The organism is Lapillicoccus sp. (assembly GCF_046595215.1).
Taxonomy (GTDB): Bacteria; Actinomycetota; Actinomycetes; order Actinomycetales; family Dermatophilaceae; genus Lapillicoccus.
This window is the reverse complement of sequence record NZ_JBKJPP010000126.1, coordinates 25,696-44,508: the sequence shown is the minus strand read 5'-3', so window position 1 is coordinate 44,508 and position 18,813 is coordinate 25,696. Positions and strand designations below refer to the sequence as shown.

Annotated in this window: 18 protein-coding genes; 8 read left to right on the top strand and 10 right to left on the bottom strand. The window is 69.6% G+C overall.

Features of this window, described 5'->3' with window-relative positions:
* Positions 1–26 precede the first annotated feature (26 nt).
* From ACLL9L_RS10725 to ACLL9L_RS10710, 4 genes are all read right to left on the bottom strand, one after another.
* Entirely contained in the window at positions 27–1,016 is a 990-nt protein-coding gene (locus ACLL9L_RS10725; RefSeq protein ID WP_411284644.1) for an ABC transporter substrate-binding protein, read from the bottom strand.
* 100 nt (positions 1,017–1,116) lie between these two features.
* Complete coding sequence (locus tag ACLL9L_RS10720) at positions 1,117–3,102, bottom strand: ABC transporter permease (protein ID WP_411284643.1); 1,986 nt, start codon at positions 3,100–3,102, stop codon at positions 1,117–1,119.
* Positions 3,099–4,190, bottom strand: a complete 1,092-nt coding sequence (locus ACLL9L_RS10715; protein WP_411284642.1) for a quaternary amine ABC transporter ATP-binding protein — start codon at positions 4,188–4,190, stop codon at positions 3,099–3,101. The genes ACLL9L_RS10720 and ACLL9L_RS10715 overlap by 4 nt, the downstream gene beginning before the upstream one ends.
* Positions 4,187–5,656: an aldehyde dehydrogenase family protein gene (locus ACLL9L_RS10710; RefSeq protein WP_411284641.1), complete on the bottom strand. Its 1,470-nt coding sequence runs from the start codon at positions 5,654–5,656 to the stop codon at positions 4,187–4,189. The genes ACLL9L_RS10715 and ACLL9L_RS10710 overlap by 4 nt, the downstream gene beginning before the upstream one ends.
* Positions 5,657–6,032: 376 nt before the next feature.
* Between ACLL9L_RS10710 and ACLL9L_RS10705 the strand changes: the two genes are divergently transcribed.
* On the top strand, positions 6,033–6,449 hold the full coding sequence (locus ACLL9L_RS10705) for a hypothetical protein (protein WP_411284640.1): 417 nt from the start codon (positions 6,033–6,035) through the stop codon (positions 6,447–6,449).
* On the opposite strand, the gene ACLL9L_RS10700 is transcribed toward ACLL9L_RS10705, so the two are convergent.
* The gene (locus ACLL9L_RS10700; RefSeq protein WP_411284639.1) at positions 6,406–7,437 is read right to left on the bottom strand and encodes a 4-hydroxy-3-methylbut-2-enyl diphosphate reductase; all 1,032 of its coding nucleotides are present in this window, start codon (positions 7,435–7,437) and stop codon (positions 6,406–6,408) included. The two genes, ACLL9L_RS10705 and ACLL9L_RS10700, sit on opposite strands and share 44 nt — an antisense overlap.
* 104 nt (positions 7,438–7,541) lie before the next feature.
* On the opposite strand from ACLL9L_RS10700, the gene ACLL9L_RS10695 reads away from it, so the two are divergent.
* Genes ACLL9L_RS10695 through ACLL9L_RS10680 form a run of 4 tightly spaced genes read left to right on the top strand, consistent with a single transcriptional unit; the run spans position 7,542 to position 10,180 of the window.
* The gene (locus tag ACLL9L_RS10695; protein WP_411284638.1) at positions 7,542–7,919 is read left to right on the top strand and encodes a hypothetical protein; all 378 of its coding nucleotides are present in this window, start codon (positions 7,542–7,544) and stop codon (positions 7,917–7,919) included.
* Positions 7,920–7,929: 10 nt separating this feature from the next.
* Positions 7,930–8,574 carry a vWA domain-containing protein gene (locus ACLL9L_RS10690; protein WP_411284637.1) on the top strand — a complete coding sequence of 215 codons (645 nt, stop codon included), beginning with the start codon at positions 7,930–7,932 and terminating at the stop codon, positions 8,572–8,574.
* Between the two features lie 36 nt (positions 8,575–8,610).
* Entirely contained in the window at positions 8,611–9,900 is a 1,290-nt protein-coding gene (xseA, locus tag ACLL9L_RS10685; RefSeq protein ID WP_411284636.1) for an exodeoxyribonuclease VII large subunit, read from the top strand.
* Positions 9,901–9,919: 19 nt separating this feature from the next.
* Positions 9,920–10,180 (top strand): exodeoxyribonuclease VII small subunit, encoded by a 261-nt coding sequence (locus tag ACLL9L_RS10680; protein WP_411284635.1) that lies wholly within the window; start codon positions 9,920–9,922, stop codon positions 10,178–10,180.
* A 7-nt stretch (positions 10,181–10,187) separates the two neighbouring features.
* On the opposite strand, the gene ACLL9L_RS10675 is transcribed toward ACLL9L_RS10680, so the two are convergent.
* On the bottom strand, positions 10,188–10,799 hold the full coding sequence (locus ACLL9L_RS10675; protein ID WP_411284634.1) for a DUF4245 domain-containing protein: 612 nt from the start codon (positions 10,797–10,799) through the stop codon (positions 10,188–10,190).
* A gap of 124 nt (positions 10,800–10,923) precedes the next feature.
* Here ACLL9L_RS10675 and glpX point away from each other — a divergent pair, with 124 nt between their 5' ends.
* Positions 10,924–11,925, top strand: a complete 1,002-nt coding sequence (glpX, locus tag ACLL9L_RS10670) for a class II fructose-bisphosphatase (protein ID WP_411284633.1) — start codon at positions 10,924–10,926, stop codon at positions 11,923–11,925.
* A 5-nt stretch (positions 11,926–11,930) separates the two neighbouring features.
* The gene (locus ACLL9L_RS10665; protein WP_411284666.1) at positions 11,931–12,845 is read left to right on the top strand and encodes a carbohydrate kinase family protein; all 915 of its coding nucleotides are present in this window, start codon (positions 11,931–11,933) and stop codon (positions 12,843–12,845) included.
* Positions 12,846–12,944: 99 nt separating this feature from the next.
* Here the strand turns inward: ACLL9L_RS10665 and ACLL9L_RS10660 are convergent, their stop codons facing one another.
* The 3 genes from ACLL9L_RS10660 to ACLL9L_RS10650 all read right to left on the bottom strand — a co-directional run bounded on the left by ACLL9L_RS10660 (position 12,945) and on the right by ACLL9L_RS10650 (position 16,285).
* Entirely contained in the window at positions 12,945–13,868 is a 924-nt protein-coding gene (locus ACLL9L_RS10660) for a carbohydrate ABC transporter permease (protein ID WP_411284632.1), read from the bottom strand.
* Entirely contained in the window at positions 13,865–14,854 is a 990-nt protein-coding gene (locus ACLL9L_RS10655; protein WP_411284631.1) for a carbohydrate ABC transporter permease, read from the bottom strand. The genes ACLL9L_RS10660 and ACLL9L_RS10655 overlap by 4 nt, the downstream gene beginning before the upstream one ends.
* A 93-nt stretch (positions 14,855–14,947) precedes the next feature.
* Positions 14,948–16,285 (bottom strand): ABC transporter substrate-binding protein, encoded by a 1,338-nt coding sequence (locus ACLL9L_RS10650; protein WP_411284630.1) that lies wholly within the window; start codon positions 16,283–16,285, stop codon positions 14,948–14,950.
* Between the two features lie 414 nt (positions 16,286–16,699).
* Between ACLL9L_RS10650 and ACLL9L_RS10645 the strand changes: the two genes are divergently transcribed.
* The gene (locus tag ACLL9L_RS10645; protein WP_411284629.1) at positions 16,700–17,203 is read left to right on the top strand and encodes a beta-class carbonic anhydrase; all 504 of its coding nucleotides are present in this window, start codon (positions 16,700–16,702) and stop codon (positions 17,201–17,203) included.
* 27 nt (positions 17,204–17,230) lie between these two features.
* Here ACLL9L_RS10645 and ACLL9L_RS10640 read toward each other — a convergent pair whose 3' ends face one another.
* The gene (locus ACLL9L_RS10640) at positions 17,231–18,577 is read right to left on the bottom strand and encodes a 6-phospho-beta-glucosidase (RefSeq protein WP_411284628.1); all 1,347 of its coding nucleotides are present in this window, start codon (positions 18,575–18,577) and stop codon (positions 17,231–17,233) included.
* Between the last annotated feature and the right edge of the window lie 236 nt (positions 18,578–18,813).

Below are 18,813 nucleotides of genomic sequence, written 5' to 3'. Positions count from 1 at the left end.
CTGCCGGACCGTCTGCCACGCACGGGTCAGGACAACCAGGCCGCGACCTTGGCAGGGTTGGCCTCCACCCACTTCTTGGCAGCGTCCTCGTCGGACATCTTGTCCTGGGCGATGTACTTCGCGACGAGGTTCTGGTCCTCGTTGGTCCAGGTGAACTTCTTGACCAGCGCGTATGCCGGGCTGCCGGACGTCGCGAACTTCGTCGAGACGACCTTGTTGAGGGTGTAGTCCGGGTAGTCGCAGGCCACCTTGGCCGCGTCCGCGTCGCACCCCGCGGTGTAGGCCGGGAGCTTGACCTTGACCAGCGGCACCTCGGAGAGGAACCACTGCGGCGAGTAGAAGTAGCCGATCATCGGCTTCTTGGTCTGCTCGGCCTGGCGGAAGCTGGTGATCAGCGCCGCCTCCGAACCGGAGTAGACCACCTTGTAGTTGAGGTTGAGGTTCTTCACCAGGGCGGCGTCGTTGGTGACGAAGCCGGGGTCACCGTCGAGGAGCTGGCCCTGGTCACCGGACTCGGAGGTCTTGAAGAGCGACGCGTACTTGTTGAGGTTGTTGTGGTCCGTGATGTCGGGGTACTGGGCCGCCAGGGACGGCGTGACGTACCAGCCGATCGCGCCGATGTTGCCGCTCGGTCCGGCATCCTGGGCCACCTTCTGCTCGGTGATGTACTTCTTCGCCAGGTCCTCGTGTCCCCAGTTCTCGAGGATGGCGTCGACCTCACCCGTGCCGAAGCCCTGCCACGACACCTGCTCGTCGAGGTTCTTCTTGACGACCTTGCAGCCCAGCTTGTTCTGCGCCACGTAGGCGATCACGGCCGCGTTGGCCTCATAGCCGACCCAGGCGTTGACCGCCAGGTTGAACGTGCCGCAGGTGGCCCCGGACGGACCCCCGGATGCGGGAGCCGCGGCGGTCTCGCCCACCTTGGCACCGCTGCAGGCGGCCAGCGCAACGGCCACGCCTGCCGCGACGAGTGCGGTCACGGGTCGAGAGCTGTTGCCGTTCCTGGAGAGTCTCATGGTGTGGTGCCCTTTCGGTCGGTTCGGTCGGTTCGGTCGGATGACGGGGGTGGGTTCGGGGGGTCTCGGGGCCGGCTGCGCCAGGGCGGCGGATGAGCGCTCACAGGCGCCCGTGGTGGGTCCGCGCGTCGGCTCGCCGGGCCACCGCCTGGGTCACCCGGTCGAGCATGATCCCGAGGAGCACGATCGCCAGTCCGGCGGCGAGACCCTTGCCGAAGAGGGCGTTCTGGCGGAAGCCGGCCACGACGTCGTAGCCGAGCGCCCCCCCTCCGACGAGCCCGCCGACCACGACCATCGACAGGACGTAGATGAGTCCCTGGTTGGTGGCCAGCGTGAGGGTCCGCAGGGACATCGGCAGCTGGACCTTGGTGATGATCTGCCACGCGGTGGACCCGGCTGCGGTGGCGGCCTCGATGGTCGTCGGTGACACGGCGGCGATCCCGTCGGCGATGATCTTGATCGCCACCGGTGAGGCATAGACCACCGCGGCCGCGATCCCCGTGAACCGGCTGGCGGCGAAGAGCGCCACGAACGGGACGAGGTAGACGAACGACGGCATCGTCTGGGCGGCGTCGAGCACCGGCCGGATCACCCGGTCGACCCGCGGGCTGCGCCCCATCCACACGCCGACGACCAGGCCCAGCGCCATGACGAGGACCGTCGCGAGCAGCGTGGCGGCCAAGGTCGCCATGGCGTCCGACCACAGCCCCGTGGCGATGAGCAGGGCCAGGCACACCGCGGTCGTCAGGGCGGCGCGGGCGCGCCCGGCCACCGCGGCCAGGGCGATGAGCGCAGCGCTCACGAGCCACCAGGGGGACTCGGTCAGCAGGCTCTGCAGCGGGTTGAGCAACCCGTTGGTGGTGACGTCCTTGAAGCCGTTGGTGACCCCGCTCAGGTTCAGCTGCACCCAGTTCGTCACCGTCGTCGCGAGCTGGGCGATCGGGGCACCCAGGTTGACGTCCGCCGGGAACTCCGCCGCCCAGACAAAGGTGTAGGCGAGGTAGACGCAGACGGCCGTCACGAGGCCGCCCGCGATGAGGCCCATCCGTCGCGCCCTGGCCGCGCGCGTGCCGCCACTGCGCCGGGCGGTCTCCACCCTGACGCTGGCGGCAGTGGTGACCCGGTCGAAGACGATGGCCATGACGACGATCGACAGTCCCGCGTTGAACGCGCGTCCCACGTCGAGGGACTGCAGCGAGCGCAGCACGACCTGGCCCAGCCCGGGCGCGTCGATGAGGGCGGCGATGGTGACCATCGACAGGGCCGCCATGATCGTCTGGTTGATGCCGATGACGATGGTGCGCTTGGCCATCGGCAGCATGACGTTGCGCAGCATCTGCAGGCGGGTGGCGCCGAGGGAGCCCGCGGCCTCGAGGGTCTCCCCGGGCACCTGCCGGATGCCGTGTGCGGTGATCCTGATCACCGGGGGCGCGGCGTAGATCAGGGTCGCGATGACGGCCGACGCCGGTCCGATCAGGAAGACGAGGGTGAGCGGCGCCAGGTAGACGAAGGTCGGCATCGTCTGCATGAAGTCCAGCACGGGGGTGACGAGCCGGTTGACCCGGTCGGACAACCCGGCCCAGATCCCGATGGGGAGACCGAGCAGCAGCGCCACGAGGACCGCTGCCAGGGTGAGCGAGAAGGTGTCCATGCTCTCGCGCCACAGCCCCTGCAGGCCCATGAAGGTGAAGCCGGCGACGGTCAGCGCGGCGACCTTGAGGTTGCCCAGGGCCCAGGCACCGAAGCCGAGCAGCGCGATCACGCCGAGCCACCCGATGAGCGGGACGGGCCGACCGAACGCCGGCTGCGCCACGAGCCCCGAGATGAAGGTCGTGAGCTGGTCGATCACCAGCCGGATCTCGTTGAAGAAGTAGAGGAACAGCGGGTTGGTGTTGCGGTTGGCGCCCACGGAGTCGTTGAGGTCGTTGAGCCGGGTGTGCAGTCCGGTGACGTCCGACGTCGCCAGGGCGAGGGTGTCGCGACCCCGGAGCACGGCATACCCCACCACCCACACGGCGAGGATCGCCGCGATGAGCACACCCCGGCTCACCCGGATGCCGGCCCGGACAGCCGTGACCGTGGTCATGACCCGGCGACCACGGCGAGGATCTCGGCGTTGCCGACGACGCCCAGCAGGCGGCCGTCCGCGACCACCTTGATCGGGCGTTCGGCCTCGAGCACCGCTCGCACGGCGTCACGCACGATGACGTCCGGGCCGAACTCCGGGCCCTCGAGGTCGTCACCGTCGGCGACCGGACGCATGATCCACCGCAGCGTCAGGACGTGGGAGCGGGGCACCTCACGCACGAAGTCGCGCACGTAGTCGTCCGCGGGGGCCCCGACCAGCTCGGCGCCGGTCCCGATCTGGACCAGGCGGCCGTCGCGCATGATGAGGATCCGGTCGCCCAGCTTCAGCGCCTCGGAGAGATCGTGCGTGATGAAGACCATCGTCTTGCCGACCTCGTGGTGCAGCCGGATGACCTCGTTCTGCATGTCGCGCCGGATGAGCGGGTCGAGCGCGGAGAACGGCTCGTCGAAGAGCAGGACGTCCGGGTCCCCGGCGAGCGCGCGGGCCAGGCCGACCCGCTGCTGCATCCCCCCGGACAGCTGGTCGGGGAAGGAGTGCTCGTATCCCGTCAGCCCGACGAGGTCGATCACCTCGGCGGCGCGCCTGAGCCGCTCGGCCTTGGCGGTGCCGCGGATCTCGAGGCCGTAGGCGACGTTGTCGACGACGCGACGGTGAGGCAGCAGCCCGAAGTGCTGGAACACCATCGAGATCCGTTGCCGGCGCAGGTCGCGCAGGGCCTTCTCGTTGCAGTTCAGGATGTCCTCGCCCTGGAAGACGACCTCCCCCGCGGTCGGCTCGATCAGCCGCGTGAGACAACGGACCAGCGTCGACTTGCCGGACCCCGAGAGCCCCATGACGACGAACACCTCGCCGGGCGCGACGTCAAAGCTCAGGTCGCACACCGCGGCGACGCATCCGGTCGCCTCCTTGAGCTCCTTGCGCGAGAGGGAGGACAGCTCCGTCGACCCGGGCACGCCGTCCGCCTTCTCGCCGAAGACCTTCCAGAGGTTGCGGACCGAGATGACCGGCTCCACCGCCGGTGTCGCGTGCACGGCCATGGCCCGATCTCCTTCGGTCGCGGGCGCGACGCCCGTGTCGGTGCTCATGCGTGGAACCAGTGCTCGGCTCGAGGCCGCACGTTCTGCCAGATGTGCTTGGTCTCGCGGTACTCCTGCAGCCCGGCCTGCCCGAGCTCCCGGCCCACGCCCGACTGCTTGAACCCGCCCCACTCGGCCTGCGGCACGTAGGGGTGGTAGTCGTTGATCCAGATCGTCCCGTGGCGCAGCAGCGCGGCCACCCGCTGGGCCTTGCCGCCGTCCTGGGTCCACACCGCGCCGGCCAGGCCGAAGGTGGTGTCGTTGGCGATCCGGACCGCGTCCGCCTCGTCGGTGAAGCGCTCGACCGTGAGGACCGGCCCGAAGGACTCCTCCTGCACGACCCGCATCGTCGTGAGGCAGTCGTCGAGCACGGTCGGTCGGTAGAAGAAGCCCTTCGCGAGGTCGCCCTCCGTGTCCCTCGTCCCGCCGCAGCGCAGCACAGCGCCCTCGGCCAGACCACCCTCGACGTATGCCGCGACCTTGTCCAGGTGGGCCCGGGAGATCAACGTCCCGGTCTCGGCCTGCTCGTCGAAGGGGCCACCGAGCCGGATCCCCTTCGCGCGGCGCACGACCTCGTCGACGAAGCGGTCGTGCAGCTCCTCCTGGACGACCAGCCGGGCCCCGGCCGAGCAGACCTGGCCGGAGTGGAGGAAGACCGCGGTGAGGGCGTGGTCCACGGCCGCGTCGAAGTCCGCGTCGGCAAAGATGATGTTGGGGTTCTTGCCCCCCAGCTCGAGGGCGACCTTCTTGATGGTCCGGGCCGCGCTCGCCATGATCTGGCGCCCGGTCTCGAGGCCGCCGGTGAAGGACACCAGGTCGACGTCCGGGTGCTCGGACAACGGTGCGCCGACCTCGGCGCCGGTGCCGAGCACGAGGTTGGCGACCCCCGGGGGGAGCCCCGCCTCCGCGAGCGTGCGCATGAGCAGGACGGCCGTCGACGGGGTGAGCTCGCTCGGCTTGAGGATGAAGGTGTTGCCGGCCACGAGGGCCGGGGCGACCTTCCAGGACACCTGCAACAGGGGGTAGTTCCACGGGGTGATGAGGCCGCAGACCCCGACCGGCTCGTGCACCACCGCGCTGATGGCGTCGGCGACCCCGGTGTCGATGACCCGTCCGGCGTCGGTGCCGGCGATCCCGGCGTAGTGGCGGAGACAACGCACCACGTCGTCGATGTCGAGCTCGGCCTCGACGAGCCGCTTGCCGGTGTCGAGCGCCTCCGCCCGGGCGTACTCCGCCGTGTCCCGGACCATCAGGTCGGCCGCCCGGGTCAGCAGTGCGCCGCGCTCGCGTTCGGGCGTCCGCGGCCAGGGACCGTTGTCGAAGGCACGTCGCGCAGCGCTGATCGCCCGCTCGGTGTCGGCCCGGGTCCCCTCGGAGAGCGTGGCAACGAGTGAGCCGTCGGCGGGGCAACGGATCTCCCGCCGGCCACCGGCCACGGGGTCCTGCCACTCGCCGTCGAGGTAGAGCTCCGCCACGTCGTCACCCTTCGGAGGAACGGTAGCGGCAATGACAGTTGTTGCTCATTGCGCAGTGGGCTTCTTCCTGTGCAACAGGGTGCTGGGCTGGGTCCCCCCTGTCAAGACTTCTAGTTGATGTTGCTCACATTGTGAAGCGGACGGGTCGACCGCTCAGGGGGCGGTCTCGGCCGCAACCCTCTCGAGGTGGCTGCGCAGCGCCGCACGGACTCTGGCCGTGCTCGTCTCCCCGGATAGAGGGCGAGATGCAGCGAGAGCCCGTCGAGCAGACCGTGGAGCTCGTCGACCGGGCGCACGGGCACCGCGCCCTCGCTGGTGGACCTCGTGCTGCTCACTGCGACGGTCCTCGACCTGCGCGGCGGCGGCACGGCCCACCGTGGCGCACACCCTCGCCGGCGTCTACCTGGGCTGCTCGGTGGGGTTCGGGCACCACCTCCTCGGCCGGGCCGACGTGCGGTTCGCGCACCGGTTTGCCGGCGGCCCAGCTCCGACGCCGAAGCCGAGACACGGAGCCGGCCGCGCGGCATACGACAGCCGGGCCTGGCTGCGCCACCTCACGGCATACGGGGTCGGGGTGGGCCTCATGCTGCTCGCGGTGGTTGCCGTCGGGGATTCCTCGCGCACCGGGGAGTTCCTCGACACCGCGAGGTGGTGGACGGCCCTGCTGGTCGTCGACGGACTGGTCGTCGACGGACTGGTCGCCCTCGGCTACCGCCTCTGGCCGCGGGCTGATCCGGCTCGGGCTCGCGCTAGTGCAGGGACTCGGCAGCCCGGCCCGACGGATCGTGCGTGAGCTCGGCGGGCTCCTGCCCGGAACGGGCCTTGAGGTCACGGCGCAGCTCGGTGGGCAGGCTGAAGAGGAGCGACTCCTCGGCCGCCACGACGGTGTCGACGTCGGCGTAACCCCGCTCGGCGAGGAAGGCGAGGACGTCCCTCACCAGCAGCTCGGGCACGCTTGCTCCCGAGGTCACCCCCACGGTGGCGACCCCCTCGAGCCAGGCCTCGTCGATCTCGTCGGCGTAGTCGACGAGGTGTCCCGCGCGAGCGCCGTGCTCGACGGCCACCTCGACGAGCCGCACCGAGTTCGAGGAGTTGCGCGACCCGACGACGATCATCAGGTCGCAGTCCTGGGCCATCTGCTTGACGGCGAGCTGGCGGTTCTGGGTGGCATAACAGATGTCGTCGCTCGGCGGGTCCTGCAACAGCGGGAACTTCTCCCGCAGTCGGCGCACCGTCTCCATCGTCTCGTCCACCGACAGCGTCGTCTGGGAGAGCCAGACGACCTTCTCCGGGTTGCGGACCTCGACGTTGGCGACATCGTCCGGGTTGTCGACGATGGTGATGTGCTCGGGTGCCTCACCCGAGGTGCCGACGACCTCCTCGTGACCCTCATGGCCGATGAGGAGGATGTCGAAGTCGTCGTCAGCGAAGCGGACCGCCTCGCGGTGGACCTTCGTCACCAAGGGGCAGGTCGCGTCGATGGTCTTCAGGCTGCGTGCCCTTGCCTCCTCGTGGACGACCGGTGCGACCCCGTGGGCGCTGAAGACCACGGTGGCTCCCTCGGGCACCTCGTCGGTCTCCTCGACGAAGATCGCCCCGCGCTTCTGCAGGGTCGTCACGACGTGCCTGTTGTGGACGATCTCCTTGCGCACGTAGACCGGCGGGCCGTAGAGCTCGAGCGCCTTCTCCACGGTGATGACGGCCCGGTCGACGCCGGCGCAGTAGCCGCGCGGGGCGGCCAGGAGCACGCGCTTGTGCTGGACCTCGGACGACTGGGACATGCCCTCATCGTACGTGCGCCCAGACGGGCCACCTCATCCCCCCGTATGCTGGGCCTCCCGTCGCACTTTCTGCGTAACCGCACTTTCTGCGGTATGCTCGAGCGATGTCGAGCACTGAGGACAACCAGCTCCGGGCGATCCACGCCGACCTCGACGCCGCCTCCGGCGTCGAGCCGGCGAGCGCCCTGCCGCACCTGCGCGCGGCTGCCGACCGACTGACCCGGCTCATCGACGAGTCGATGGCGCAGGCCGTCCTGACGGGCAGGGCGTCACTGCGCTCGGCCGGGGCGGGCGCCGGACTGTCGGAGAACGCCGTCGGTCCCCGACTGGCCCGGACCCTCGCCCTGGGGGCCTATGCCAACGAAGACGGTCGGGTCACCGCAGCGGGCGTGCAACGCGCCCGGTACGACCACGAGAGCGGCACGGCCAGGACCGGGGCGGCGAGCGAGCCGCTGCGGTTCAAGCCGCGCCGCACCACCTGAGAGGACGACCATGTCACGTCACGACCTGACCCATCTCTTCTTCCTGCTCGACCGCAGCGGGTCGATGCAGTCGATCAAGACTGACACCGAGGGCGGGTTCGCCGCCTTCATCGAGGAGCAGCGGTCGGCAGTCGGCGAGTGCCGCGTGACGCTGGCCCAGTTCGACGAGCACTACGAGATCGTCTTCGCCGACACGCCCGTGGCCGATGTCGGACCGTTGCGCCTGCAACCGCGCGGGAGCACGGCGTTGCTCGACGCCATGGGGCGGATGATCACCGAGGCGGGCGCCGCCCTGGCCGCGCTCCCGGAGGACGAGCGGCCGGGCAGCGTCGTCGTGGCGATCATGACCGACGGCCTGGAGAACGCCAGCCGCGAGTGGACCCACCGGGCCGTCAAGGCCCTGGTGGAGCAGCAGAGCACCTCCTACGCCTGGCAGTTCCTCTACATGGGCGCCGACCAGGACGCCATCGAGGTCGGTCACGCCCTCGGTGTGAGGGGGGAGCACGCCGTCACCTACGGGCGCGGCAACGTCGAGCAGGTGCTGGCTGCGAGCTCGGCGAAGGTCAGCGACCTGCGCCGGGCCCGGTCACTCGACCCGGCCGCGGCGATGCGGGCCTACACCACGCAGGAGCGCGAGGCCGCGTCCCGGGACTGACGCCGACGCCGGGCCGACGCCGGGGCCACTGTCGGGATGGGACGGCATACTCGAGCCGTGAGCACCGCCCCCCTGCCCGAGAAGGCCGCCGACACGTCGGCCGAGCAGGCCTGGCCGGTCCGGGTGCTCAGCATGAAGATCGCCGACTACGTCGACAAGATGTCGGCCCTGTGGGTCGAGGGCCAGGTCGTCCAGATCAACAAGCGGGCCAACACCGCATACCTCGTCCTGCGCGACCCGGACGTCGACATGTCGCTGTCGGTGAGCATCTCCGTGCACGCCCTCGCAGCCATGGGGACCCCGATGGTCGAGGGCGCTCGCGTCGTCCTGCAGGCCAAGCCGTCGTTCTGGACCAAGCGCGGCACCCTGTCGCTCGACGCCCGCCAGATCCGCCCCGTGGGGGTCGGTGACCTCCTCGCCCGGATCGAGATCCTCAAGCAGCGGCTGGCCGCCGAGGGGCTCTTCGACGACGACCGCAAGCGAGCGCTGCCCTTCATCCCCCGCACGGTCGGCCTCATCACCGGCCGGGCGAGCGCCGCCGAGAAGGACGTCGTCGAGAACGCCCGACGGCGTTGGCCCTCGGTGCAGTTCGCGGTCCGTGAGGTTGCGGTGCAGGGCGCCAACACCGTCACCGAGGTGAGCGAGGCCCTGCGCGAGCTCGACGCCGACCGGTCCGTCGACGTCATCATCATCGCCCGCGGTGGAGGCGCCGCCGAGGAGCTCCTCCCGTTCTCCAACGAGGCCCTCCTGCGGGCCGTCGCGAACGCCGTCACCCCGATCATCAGCGCGATCGGCCACGACATCGACACCCCCCTGCTCGACCACGTCGCGGACTGGCGCGCCTCGACTCCTACCGACGCGGGCAAGCGCGTCGTCCCCGACGCCGCCGAGGAGCACCACCGTCTCGAGCAGCTCGCCGGCCGGGCCCGCCACGCGCTCCGTCACCGGATCGGCCACGAGCGGCAGCTGGTGGCCGCCCAGCGGTCCCGGCCGGTCATGGCCGACCCCACCGCCCTGGTCCGACGCCACCAGGAACAGGTCACCGCCCTGCGCGGACGAGCCAGCGAGCGGCTCCTCGCCCGGCTGCACCGCGCGAGCGACCAGGTCGGCCACCTCGCGAGCCAGGTCCGCGCCCTGTCGCCCCAGTCGACCCTCGAACGCGGGTATGCCGTGGTGCAGCACCCCGACGGGCGGATCGTCATGGATCAGGCCGACCTCTCCCCCGACGACCTGTTGAGGGTGCGGGTGGCCCGCGGCGACTTCGGGGTCCGGACGGTCGGCCGCGGCAGCGAGACGACGGCGCCCTACGCTGGTGCGCCGAGATGATCAGGGAGAGGGTGCACGGATGAGCGACGAGAACACGGGGGAGGCCGCCGAGGCGTCAGCGGAGTTCCCCGACGTGGCCGGGCTGTCCTACGAGGATGCCCGAGACGAGCTGACCTCGATCGTGTCCCGGCTCGAGGGCGGGCAGGTCCCGCTCGAGGAGAGCATGCGGCTGTGGCGGCGGGGCGAGGCGCTCGCCGAGCACTGCACCGCGTGGCTCGACGGCGCCCAGCGGCAGATCACCGAGGCGCCGGCGGCAGAGCGCGAGTCGGCTCAGGGCTGAGCGGGCCTCAGGGCTGAGCGGGCTTGAGGGAGTTGGTGAACAGCAACACCTCGTCCAGTCCGGCCGTAGCCGTCACGACCGTGACAACGCCCGTCCCCGGCTGGCTCGGCTGGGTGACCAGGCTGGTCCGGTCGTGCTCCGCGTCGTAGAGCTTCTGCCAGGTGCGGCCCGACGCCTCGACCGTGCCCTGGGACTGGCCGTTCGTTGTCGCGACCCGCAGCCAGTTCGGGCTCGCCGTCTTCGTCTGGCGGATCGCGACGTAGCCGCCCCGGGGCGTCGTCCACCCGCCCTGCCAGGTCAGGAGCTGGTCGGTGTTCGTGTCGTAGCGCGCGCTCGTGGCCTTCCACCCCGAGGGCAGCCCGACCGGGGCCTCGAACGGCAGTCCAGACTGGCGAGCGGCATCCGCGACGACCGAGGCGGCGTCGACGGCAGGTTGCTCGACGCTGCTGACCCGGGGGACGATGGCGATCAGGACCCCGACGAGCCCGAGGATCACCAGCAGGGAACGGAGCATGTTCGGCATCGAGCCCATGGAGTAGGCGCTCTTGCGCGGGGACGTCGAGCCCTCGGGACCAGCCGGGTCGACCGGCTGCGGGGCGGGCGTGCTCGTCGTACTCACCCGCCCATCGTCCCTCAGCACCGTCGCCGCGCCAAACCCGGCCACCCGATCTGGTCGCTCAGGGCTCCCCCATAGAGTGAGCGAGCCGAAGCCTTGCCGCCCCACGTGGAGGACATGTTCGCCGATGAACCCGACCAAGCCGGATCGCAACCTTGCACTCGAGCTCGTGCGCGTCACGGAGGCGGCCGCGATGGCCGCCGGTCGATGGGTGGGACGCGGTGACAAGAACAGCGCCGACGGCGCCGCCGTCGAGGCCATGCGTCACCTCATCTCGAGCATCAGCATGGACGGCACCGTGGTCATCGGGGAGGGCGAGAAGGACAACGCCCCCATGCTCTTCAACGGCGAGAAGGTCGGCGACGGCACCGGGCTCGAGGTCGACGTCGCCGTTGACCCCGTCGACGGGACGACGCTGACGGCCAAGGGCATGAGCAACGCGGTCTCGGTGATGGCCGTCGCCGAGCGCGGCACCATGTATGACCCCAGTGCGGTGTTCTACATGGACAAGCTGGCCACCGGCCCCGACGCCGCGGACGTCGTCGACATCCGGCTGCCCGTCGCTGAGAACATCCGGCGGATCGCCAAGGCCAAGCGGGAGCAGCCCTCCGACGTCACGGTGGTCATGCTCGACCGGCCCCGCCACGAGCGTCTCGCCGAGCAGATCCGGGCCTCCGGGGCGCGGCTGTTCTACATCTCCGACGGCGACGTCGCGGGCGCGGTGATGGCGGCCCGACCCGACACCGGCGTGGACCTGCTTCTCGGCATCGGCGGGACGCCCGAGGGCATCATCGCCGCGTGCGCGATCAAGTGCATGGGCGGCGTCATCCAGGGCCGGCTCTGTCCCACCGACGACGACGAGCGGCAGAAGGCCCTCGATGCGGGCCACGACCTCGACGCCGTCCTGTCGACCGACGACCTGGTCCGGGGTGAGTGCTACTTCGTCGCGACGGGGATCACCGACGGCCAGCTGCTCCGGGGCGTGCGCTACGGCTCGGAGACGGCGACGACAGAGTCGTTGGTCATGCGCTCGCGCAGCGGCACGATCCGGCTCATCGAGGCCCAGCACCAGTTCCACAAGCTGGCGGCCTACAGCCACCTCGACTTCGTGCACCCTGCAGCCGGGTGACCCCGATGGACCGCACCCTCGTCATCGGCGAGGCACTCGTCGACATCGTCCGGCGCCCGGACGGCTCCACGACCGAGTTCGTCGGCGGCAGCCCCCTCAACGTCGCCCTGGGCCTGGCCCGGCTCGGGCAGTCGGTCGACTTCGCCACCCGCTACGGCGACGACGAGCGCGGCCACCGCATCACCGCCCACCTCGCATCGGGGGGCGTGCACGTCCTTGCGGGCAGCACCACCGCAGACCACACCTCGACCGCCCTCGCCGAGCTGGACCCGGCCGGCGCCGCGGCATACACGTTCGACCTCATGTGGGACCTGCGCCGCGTCCCCGTCCCCGTCGGCACGGGGCACGTCCACACGGGGTCCATCGCCGCGGTCCTCGAGCCCGGCGGCACCGCCGTCGTCGAGACGCTCACGGCGGCCCGCCCGGGCGCGACGGTCAGCTACGACCCCAACGTGCGCACCGCCATCATGGGTGACCTCGACCTCGCCCGGGTGCGGATCGAGGAGGTCATCGCCCTCTGCGACGTGGTCAAGGCCAGCGACGAAGACCTCGAGGCCCTGTATGCCGGGATGCCCGTCCACGAGGTCCTGCGCCACTGGGGGCGGCTGGGCCCGGCGTTGACCGTGGTCACCCGGGGCGCTGACGGCGTGGTCTTCCGGGTGGAGCACGCCGGTGAGGTCGCCTCGGCCCCCACGGTCGCGACGTCGGTCGTCGACACGGTCGGAGCCGGTGACTCGTTCATGGCGGGCCTGGTCTCCGGCTTGTTGAGCGATGGTCTGCTCGGCGGACCTCAGGCCCGTCGACGCCTTCGCGAGGCGACCCTGGCGGATGTCCGGTCCGCGATCGAGCGCGGGCTCGCCTGCAGCGGCCTGACCGTCGGACGGGCCGGCGCCTACGCACCGTCCCTCGCCGAGCTCTGACGCCTCGGCGGCACGGCGCGGCGACCCTCCCACCGGGTCGGTGGGAGGGTCGCCGCGCTTTGCGTGCGCGTGCCCGTCCGGCAGCGCCCACCTGGCAGGTCAGCCTTTGACGGCGCCCGAGGTCATGCCCCGGACGAAGAACCGCTGCAGTGCGAGGAACACCAGGATGGGGACGATCATGCTGATGAAGGCGCCCGCCGTGAGGAGGTTTGCCCCCTGCCCCTGCTGACCGAGCAGCCCCTTGACATTGACCGTCAACACCATGTTCTCGCCCTGACCGAGGAAGATCAGCGCGATGAGAAGGTCGTTCCACACCCAGAGGAACTGGAAGATCGCGAAGGACGCCAGCGCGGGGACCGACATGGGGACGATGAGCCGCCAGAACGTCGTGAAGTGGCTGGCGCCGTCGATCTTCGCCGACTCGATGATGGCCCGCGGCAGACCCGCCATGTAGTTGCGCAGGATGTAGACCGCGAGCGGCATCCCGAACCCGGCGTGGGCCAGCCACACTGCAGGAAATGTCCCGTTGAGTCCGAGCGAGCCGTAGAGCTGCAGGAGCGGCACGAGGGCCACCTGGTTCGGCACGACGAGGAGGGCGACGAAGATGACAAAGATCGTGTCGCGGAACGGGAACTCCATGAAGGTGAACGCATAGGCTGCGAAGGCCGCGATCATGATGGGGATGATCGTCGCGGGGACTGCCACGACGAGGCTGTTGACGAACGAGATGTTCATCGGCGTCTGGCCCTGGCTGATCACCTGGGAGTAGTTGTCGAAGGTCCAGGTGGTCGCTGAGAGCGGGTTGGCGAACGCCTTCCACCAGCCGCTGGAGTTGATCGCCTCGAGCGGCCGGAACGACGTGACGAAGAGCCCGAAGGTGGGCAGCAGCCACGCCAGGCAGATGATCACCATGACCACCGTGATCAGTGGGCTGACCTTGCGGTTGCCCTCGGAGTTGGTGCTCTCCTTGGCGAACCGCTTGACGCGCGGCGTCTTGGCGACGGTGGGTTCGGCGATGCTCATCGTTCGGCCTCCTGCTTCCGGAACTGTCTGACCTGGTAGACCATGAACGGGATGATCGCGATCATGAGGATGACGACGATCGCTGCGGCATTCCCCGCATTGCCGTTGGTGAAGAGCTCCGTGTAGAACCGGTTCGCGATGACGTCGGTGTTGAAGCTGCCGTTCGTCATGACGTTGACGATGTCGAAGACCTTCATCGTCCCCAACAACACGGTGACGAAGACGGTGATCACCGTGGGCCAGATCTGGGGCACGACGATCCGGAAGAAGATCGCCACCTCGCTGGCACCGTCGATGCGGCCCGCCTCGATGGTGTCCTCCGGGACGGACTTGATCGCAGCCGACAGCAGCACCATGGCGAACCCGGTCTGCAGCCAGATCAGGATGACCATGAGCAGGAGGCTGTTGATGCGCGCGGTGTTGAACTGCAGCCAGGCCTGCGGGTCCCCGCCGAAGGCCGTGACGATGGCGTTGAGGAGCCCGGGCTGCTCACTGCCCTTGGGAGCCGCCTGGTAGATGACCGACCAGATCGCCGATGCCCCCACGAGGCTGATGGCCATTGGCATGAAGATGAGCGTCTTGGCCAGCTTCTCGCCGCGCGGGTTCATCCGGTCCGACAGCACCGCGATGAGGAGGCCCACGGCGACCGCCGCCGTGGGGACGATGATCATCCAGAGCAAGGTGTTGAACAGGACCCCGCGGAACTCGCCATTACCGAGGAGCTTGGAGTAGTTGGCCAGCCCCACGAACGCCGTTGACTGCGCGTTCGCCAGGCTGAGGAGGATCGTCCGGATCGCGGGATAGAGCAGGAACAGCGAGACGAGGAGGACGGCCGGACCGATGAAGACGAAGGGCTTGACCTTGTCCTCGGTCCGGTTTGGCAGCCGCTCGACGACCTTGTTGAGGAACCAGTAGAGGATCAGCGCGCCGCCGACCCCTGCGATGACGGCCAGCAGTGCGTTGACCAGCTTGATGATCATGTCCATCTACACACCCTCCTTCTTGACTCTCGCAGCGGCCGACCAGACGCTCAGGTGGTCGGCCGGCCGCTGCGAGGACGGATCGAGTCGTGCGAGGCCTCAGGAGGCTGGCCAGCTGTCGTCGATGGCCTTCACTGTCGCGTCCACGTCCTGCTGTCCGGACGTGTAGGCCACCATGCCCTTCCAGAATGACCCCGCCCCTACGGCGCCGGGCATGGCGTCCGAGCCGTCGAACCGGACTCCGGACGAGGTGTAGGCGATCTGGGCGATGCTCTGGGTGAGCTTCGTCCCATACTTCGACACGTCGAAGTCCTTGTGCGGCGACAGGAACCCGCGGTCCGCCGGACCCGCCCACGCCTGCCCGAAGGTCGGGTCCTCGGTGATGTACTTCATCACCTTGGTGACGTTGGTGTCGTTGGCCGTGAACATCGTCGCCATGTCACCGCCGCCCTCGACGGTGTCGAACTTGTCCTTGGGGAAGGGGTAGACCCCGACGTTGTCGTCGATCTTGGTCTGGATGGCGTCCGTCAGGAAGCCCTTCTGGGTGAGGAAGTTGCCCTGCTTGTGCAGGTAGCACTTCGCCGGGTTGTCGAAGAGTGGGTTGGCTGCGGTGCCGAACTTCGTCGACACGATGGCCTTGCTGCCCCCGTAGGTCTGACCTTCGGCCAGGACGAGGTCGTTGAAGGTCTTGAAGACGCTCTTGATCTCCGGGGAGTCGAACTTCAGGGTGTGGTTGACCCACTGGTCGTACTTCTCGGGGCCGAGCTGCTTGAGCACCAGCTCCTCGATCCAGTCGGTCCCCACCCAGCCCGTCGCGTTGCCGGACTCCATGCCCACGCAGAACGGCGTGGTGCCGTCGGCCTTGATCTTGGCGGCGAGCGTCTTCAGCTCGTCCAGGGTTTTCGGTTGCGTGTATCCCTTCTGGGTGAAGGTGTTCTTGTTGTAGAAGAGCAGGCTCTTGACGTTCATCGAGACCGGGACGCCGTACTGCTTCCCGTCGACCTGGGCGGCCTCGAGGAAGCCGGGGACGATGCTGCCCTTGAGCTTGCCCATGTCGAGGACGCTGGTGAGGTCCTGCATCTTGCCGTTGCTCGTCTTCTGGATGTCCTTCAGCAGCCCGGGCTGCGGGAAGAGGGCGATGTCGGGGAGCGTGTTGCCAGCCAGCTTGGTGCGGATGATGGTGTCGAACGAGTCGGACTGCTGGTAGTCGATAGTGATGCCATTGGCCTTCGCCCAGGGGTCGAGGGAGTCCTTGAAGCCCTGGGTCTGGTCGCCACCGAAGCCGAAGATGATGGAGACCTTGCTCTTGGCGCTGGCGTTCCCGGTGGCGCCCGAGCCGGACCCGGAGTTCGAGGAGGGCGATGAGAGACAGCCCGAGGCGAGACCGGCAACGGCCACGGCCACGAGCCCGGTCAGTGTTGTCCTGCGAGTGATCATGAAGGTGGTCCTCCTTGGAGGGTGATCGTGCGGGCAAGTGCGGTGCTGACCGGCATCTCCGGCCACGGCAAGGGGCCCGCCCCGGCCCCTCGCCGGTCCTGGCCCCTCGATGATGTCCTCGTTAACCTCGGGGCCACCTCCTCGTGTCTCAGACGCCATGCAACACCACTGGGCACCGTCTGCGCTACAGCCCTCCTCCTCGTTGCCGACTTGTGACGTTCGGCCTCAGGCCCCTCGCGGTGGTTCGACGGTTGAGCCCTACGCTGTGGAATGGCGCCGGAAGGCGCTAGACAATCCCTCTGGTTCGGGACAACCCGACCGGGACCGTCCATCGCGAAGGACAGGCCGCGTGACCGAGTACAGCTTCGCCACGGTGACCACACCGCCGACGACCATCGCCAAGCGTGCGGGACGGTGACCAGCGAAGGGGCGTTCGGCGACCTCGTGGCGGCCAACGCGAAGTTTGCGTCGACGTTCGCGCTGAGCGGGTTCGATGGGGTGGCCCACGCAGGCGTCGCCGTCGTCACCTGCATGGACTCGCGCATCGACCCGCTGGGCATGCTCGGGCTGACGCCGGGCGACGCCAAGATCTTTCGCAACCCGGGCGGCCGCGTCACCGAGGCTGCGCTCGAGGCCCTCGTCCTCGGCGTCCACCTGCTCGGCGTCGAGCGGATCGTCATCATCCCGCACACCCGGTGCGCAATGGCCAGCAACACCGCGGAGGAGCTGCGTGCGGCTGTGGGTGAGTCCGCCGGTCAGGACGTGTCCTGGCAGGCCTTCCACGTCGTCGACGACCAGGTTGCCGCGCTGCACGAGGACGTCGCAAAGGTCCGCAGTCACCCCCTCATCCCCGACGCCGTCGCCATCGGCGGCTTCCTCTACGACGTCGACACCGGCCTGATCGACCGGCTCGTCTGAGCTTGCGCCGGGTTCAATGCCGCCCGGTCAGCGCAGGTCAGACAAGACCGCGTCGACCTCGGGGATCCGCTCTCGGTAGGCGGCCACCAGCTGTCTCGCGACCGCTGCCGAGTCGACCAGGGGGTGCAGGCCGAACGCCTTCTCCGCGGCGGTGACCGACCCCGTCGTGGCGGCCTCGATCGTCAACCGGTCGACGGCCTTCACCTGCTCCATGAGGCCCCGTTGGTGCAGATCGGGTGGGCTCACCGCCGAGGCCACCGGCCCCGACGCGTCCACGGTCACCGGCACCTCGACGACGGCGTCCTCGGGCAGCCCAACGACGGTGGATCCGTTGCGGACATTGAGGATCATCGACGCCGGCTCGTCGCGGGCGATGGCCCGCATCAGCGCCAGCGCCACCCCCTCGTAGCCGCCGACGTCCGCCACCCCCTCCTCGCCGCCGCGGGGCCGGCCCGCGTGCTCGGCCGCCATGTAGGTCTCCTCGCGCTCCTGTCGGGTCGCGACCCAGAGCTCGCGGGCCCGCCCGGGCTCCGCTGACACGGCGTCGTAGAAGCGCCCCTGCTGCTCTTGCAGGAACTCGCCCCGGGTCGGCCCCCCGGAGCGGATTGCGGCGACGGCCTCCCGGGCGAAGTAGTAGTAGTAGAGGTATTCGTTGGGCACCGACCCGAGCGTCCGCAGCCAGTCGAGACCGAAGAGCTGGCCCTCCTCGGTCGCCCCGAGCAGGGCATCGTCGCCGAGCAGCCGAGGCAGCACATCGACGCCCTCGTGCCGCAGACCCCGCAGCCAGCCGAGGTGGTTGAGGCCCACGTAGTCCATCTCGACCGGGTCGTTGCCGAGCCCGAGGAGGCGAGCAACCCTCTTGGCCATGGTGATCGGCGTGTCACAGATGCCGACCGCGCGGTCCCCGAGCACGATCTGCATCGCCTCGGTGATCATCCCCGCGGGGTTGGTGAAGTTGATGACCCATGCCTGCGGCGCCACAGCCCGGACCCGCTCGGCGATGTGGATCGCGACCGGGATCGTCCGCAGGCCATAGGCGATTCCCCCCGGGCCGGTGGTCTCCTGTCCCAGCAGACCGAGGTCGAGGGCCACGCGTTCGTCGGCCACCCGGGCCTCGAGACCGCCGACCCGCACGGCCGAGAACACGAAGTCGGCTCCCTCGAGAGCCTGGTCGAGCTCCGTGGTCACCGACACCCTCGGCGCGTCGAGCACCCCCGCGCTGGTCTGGTCGAGGACGTGACCGATCGCGTCGAGGTGGGTGCGGTCGGGGTCCTGGAGGACCACCTCGGTGACGCCCCCGGCGCGGTCCGCGAGCAGCGCGGCATACACCAAAGGGGTCCGGAAGCCTCCTCCCCCCAGCATGGCGAGCTTCATGCACTGGCCTCTCGGGGGCAGGAGCGTCGGACGCCTGACATCGTATGCCGCGCCGCCACGGCTCCACCGGCCCGCCTCCCGCCCACCTCCGGCCCCCTAACGGCCCACCTCCCGCCCACCGTTTGCGGCTTGCGCCGCTTCCGACGCGTCAGCAGGGCCTCGGGCGCGGCCGCCGCCGCAACACGTGGAGGTGAGGTGGCCGCCGCCGCAACACGTGGAACGACGCGGCGGGCGCC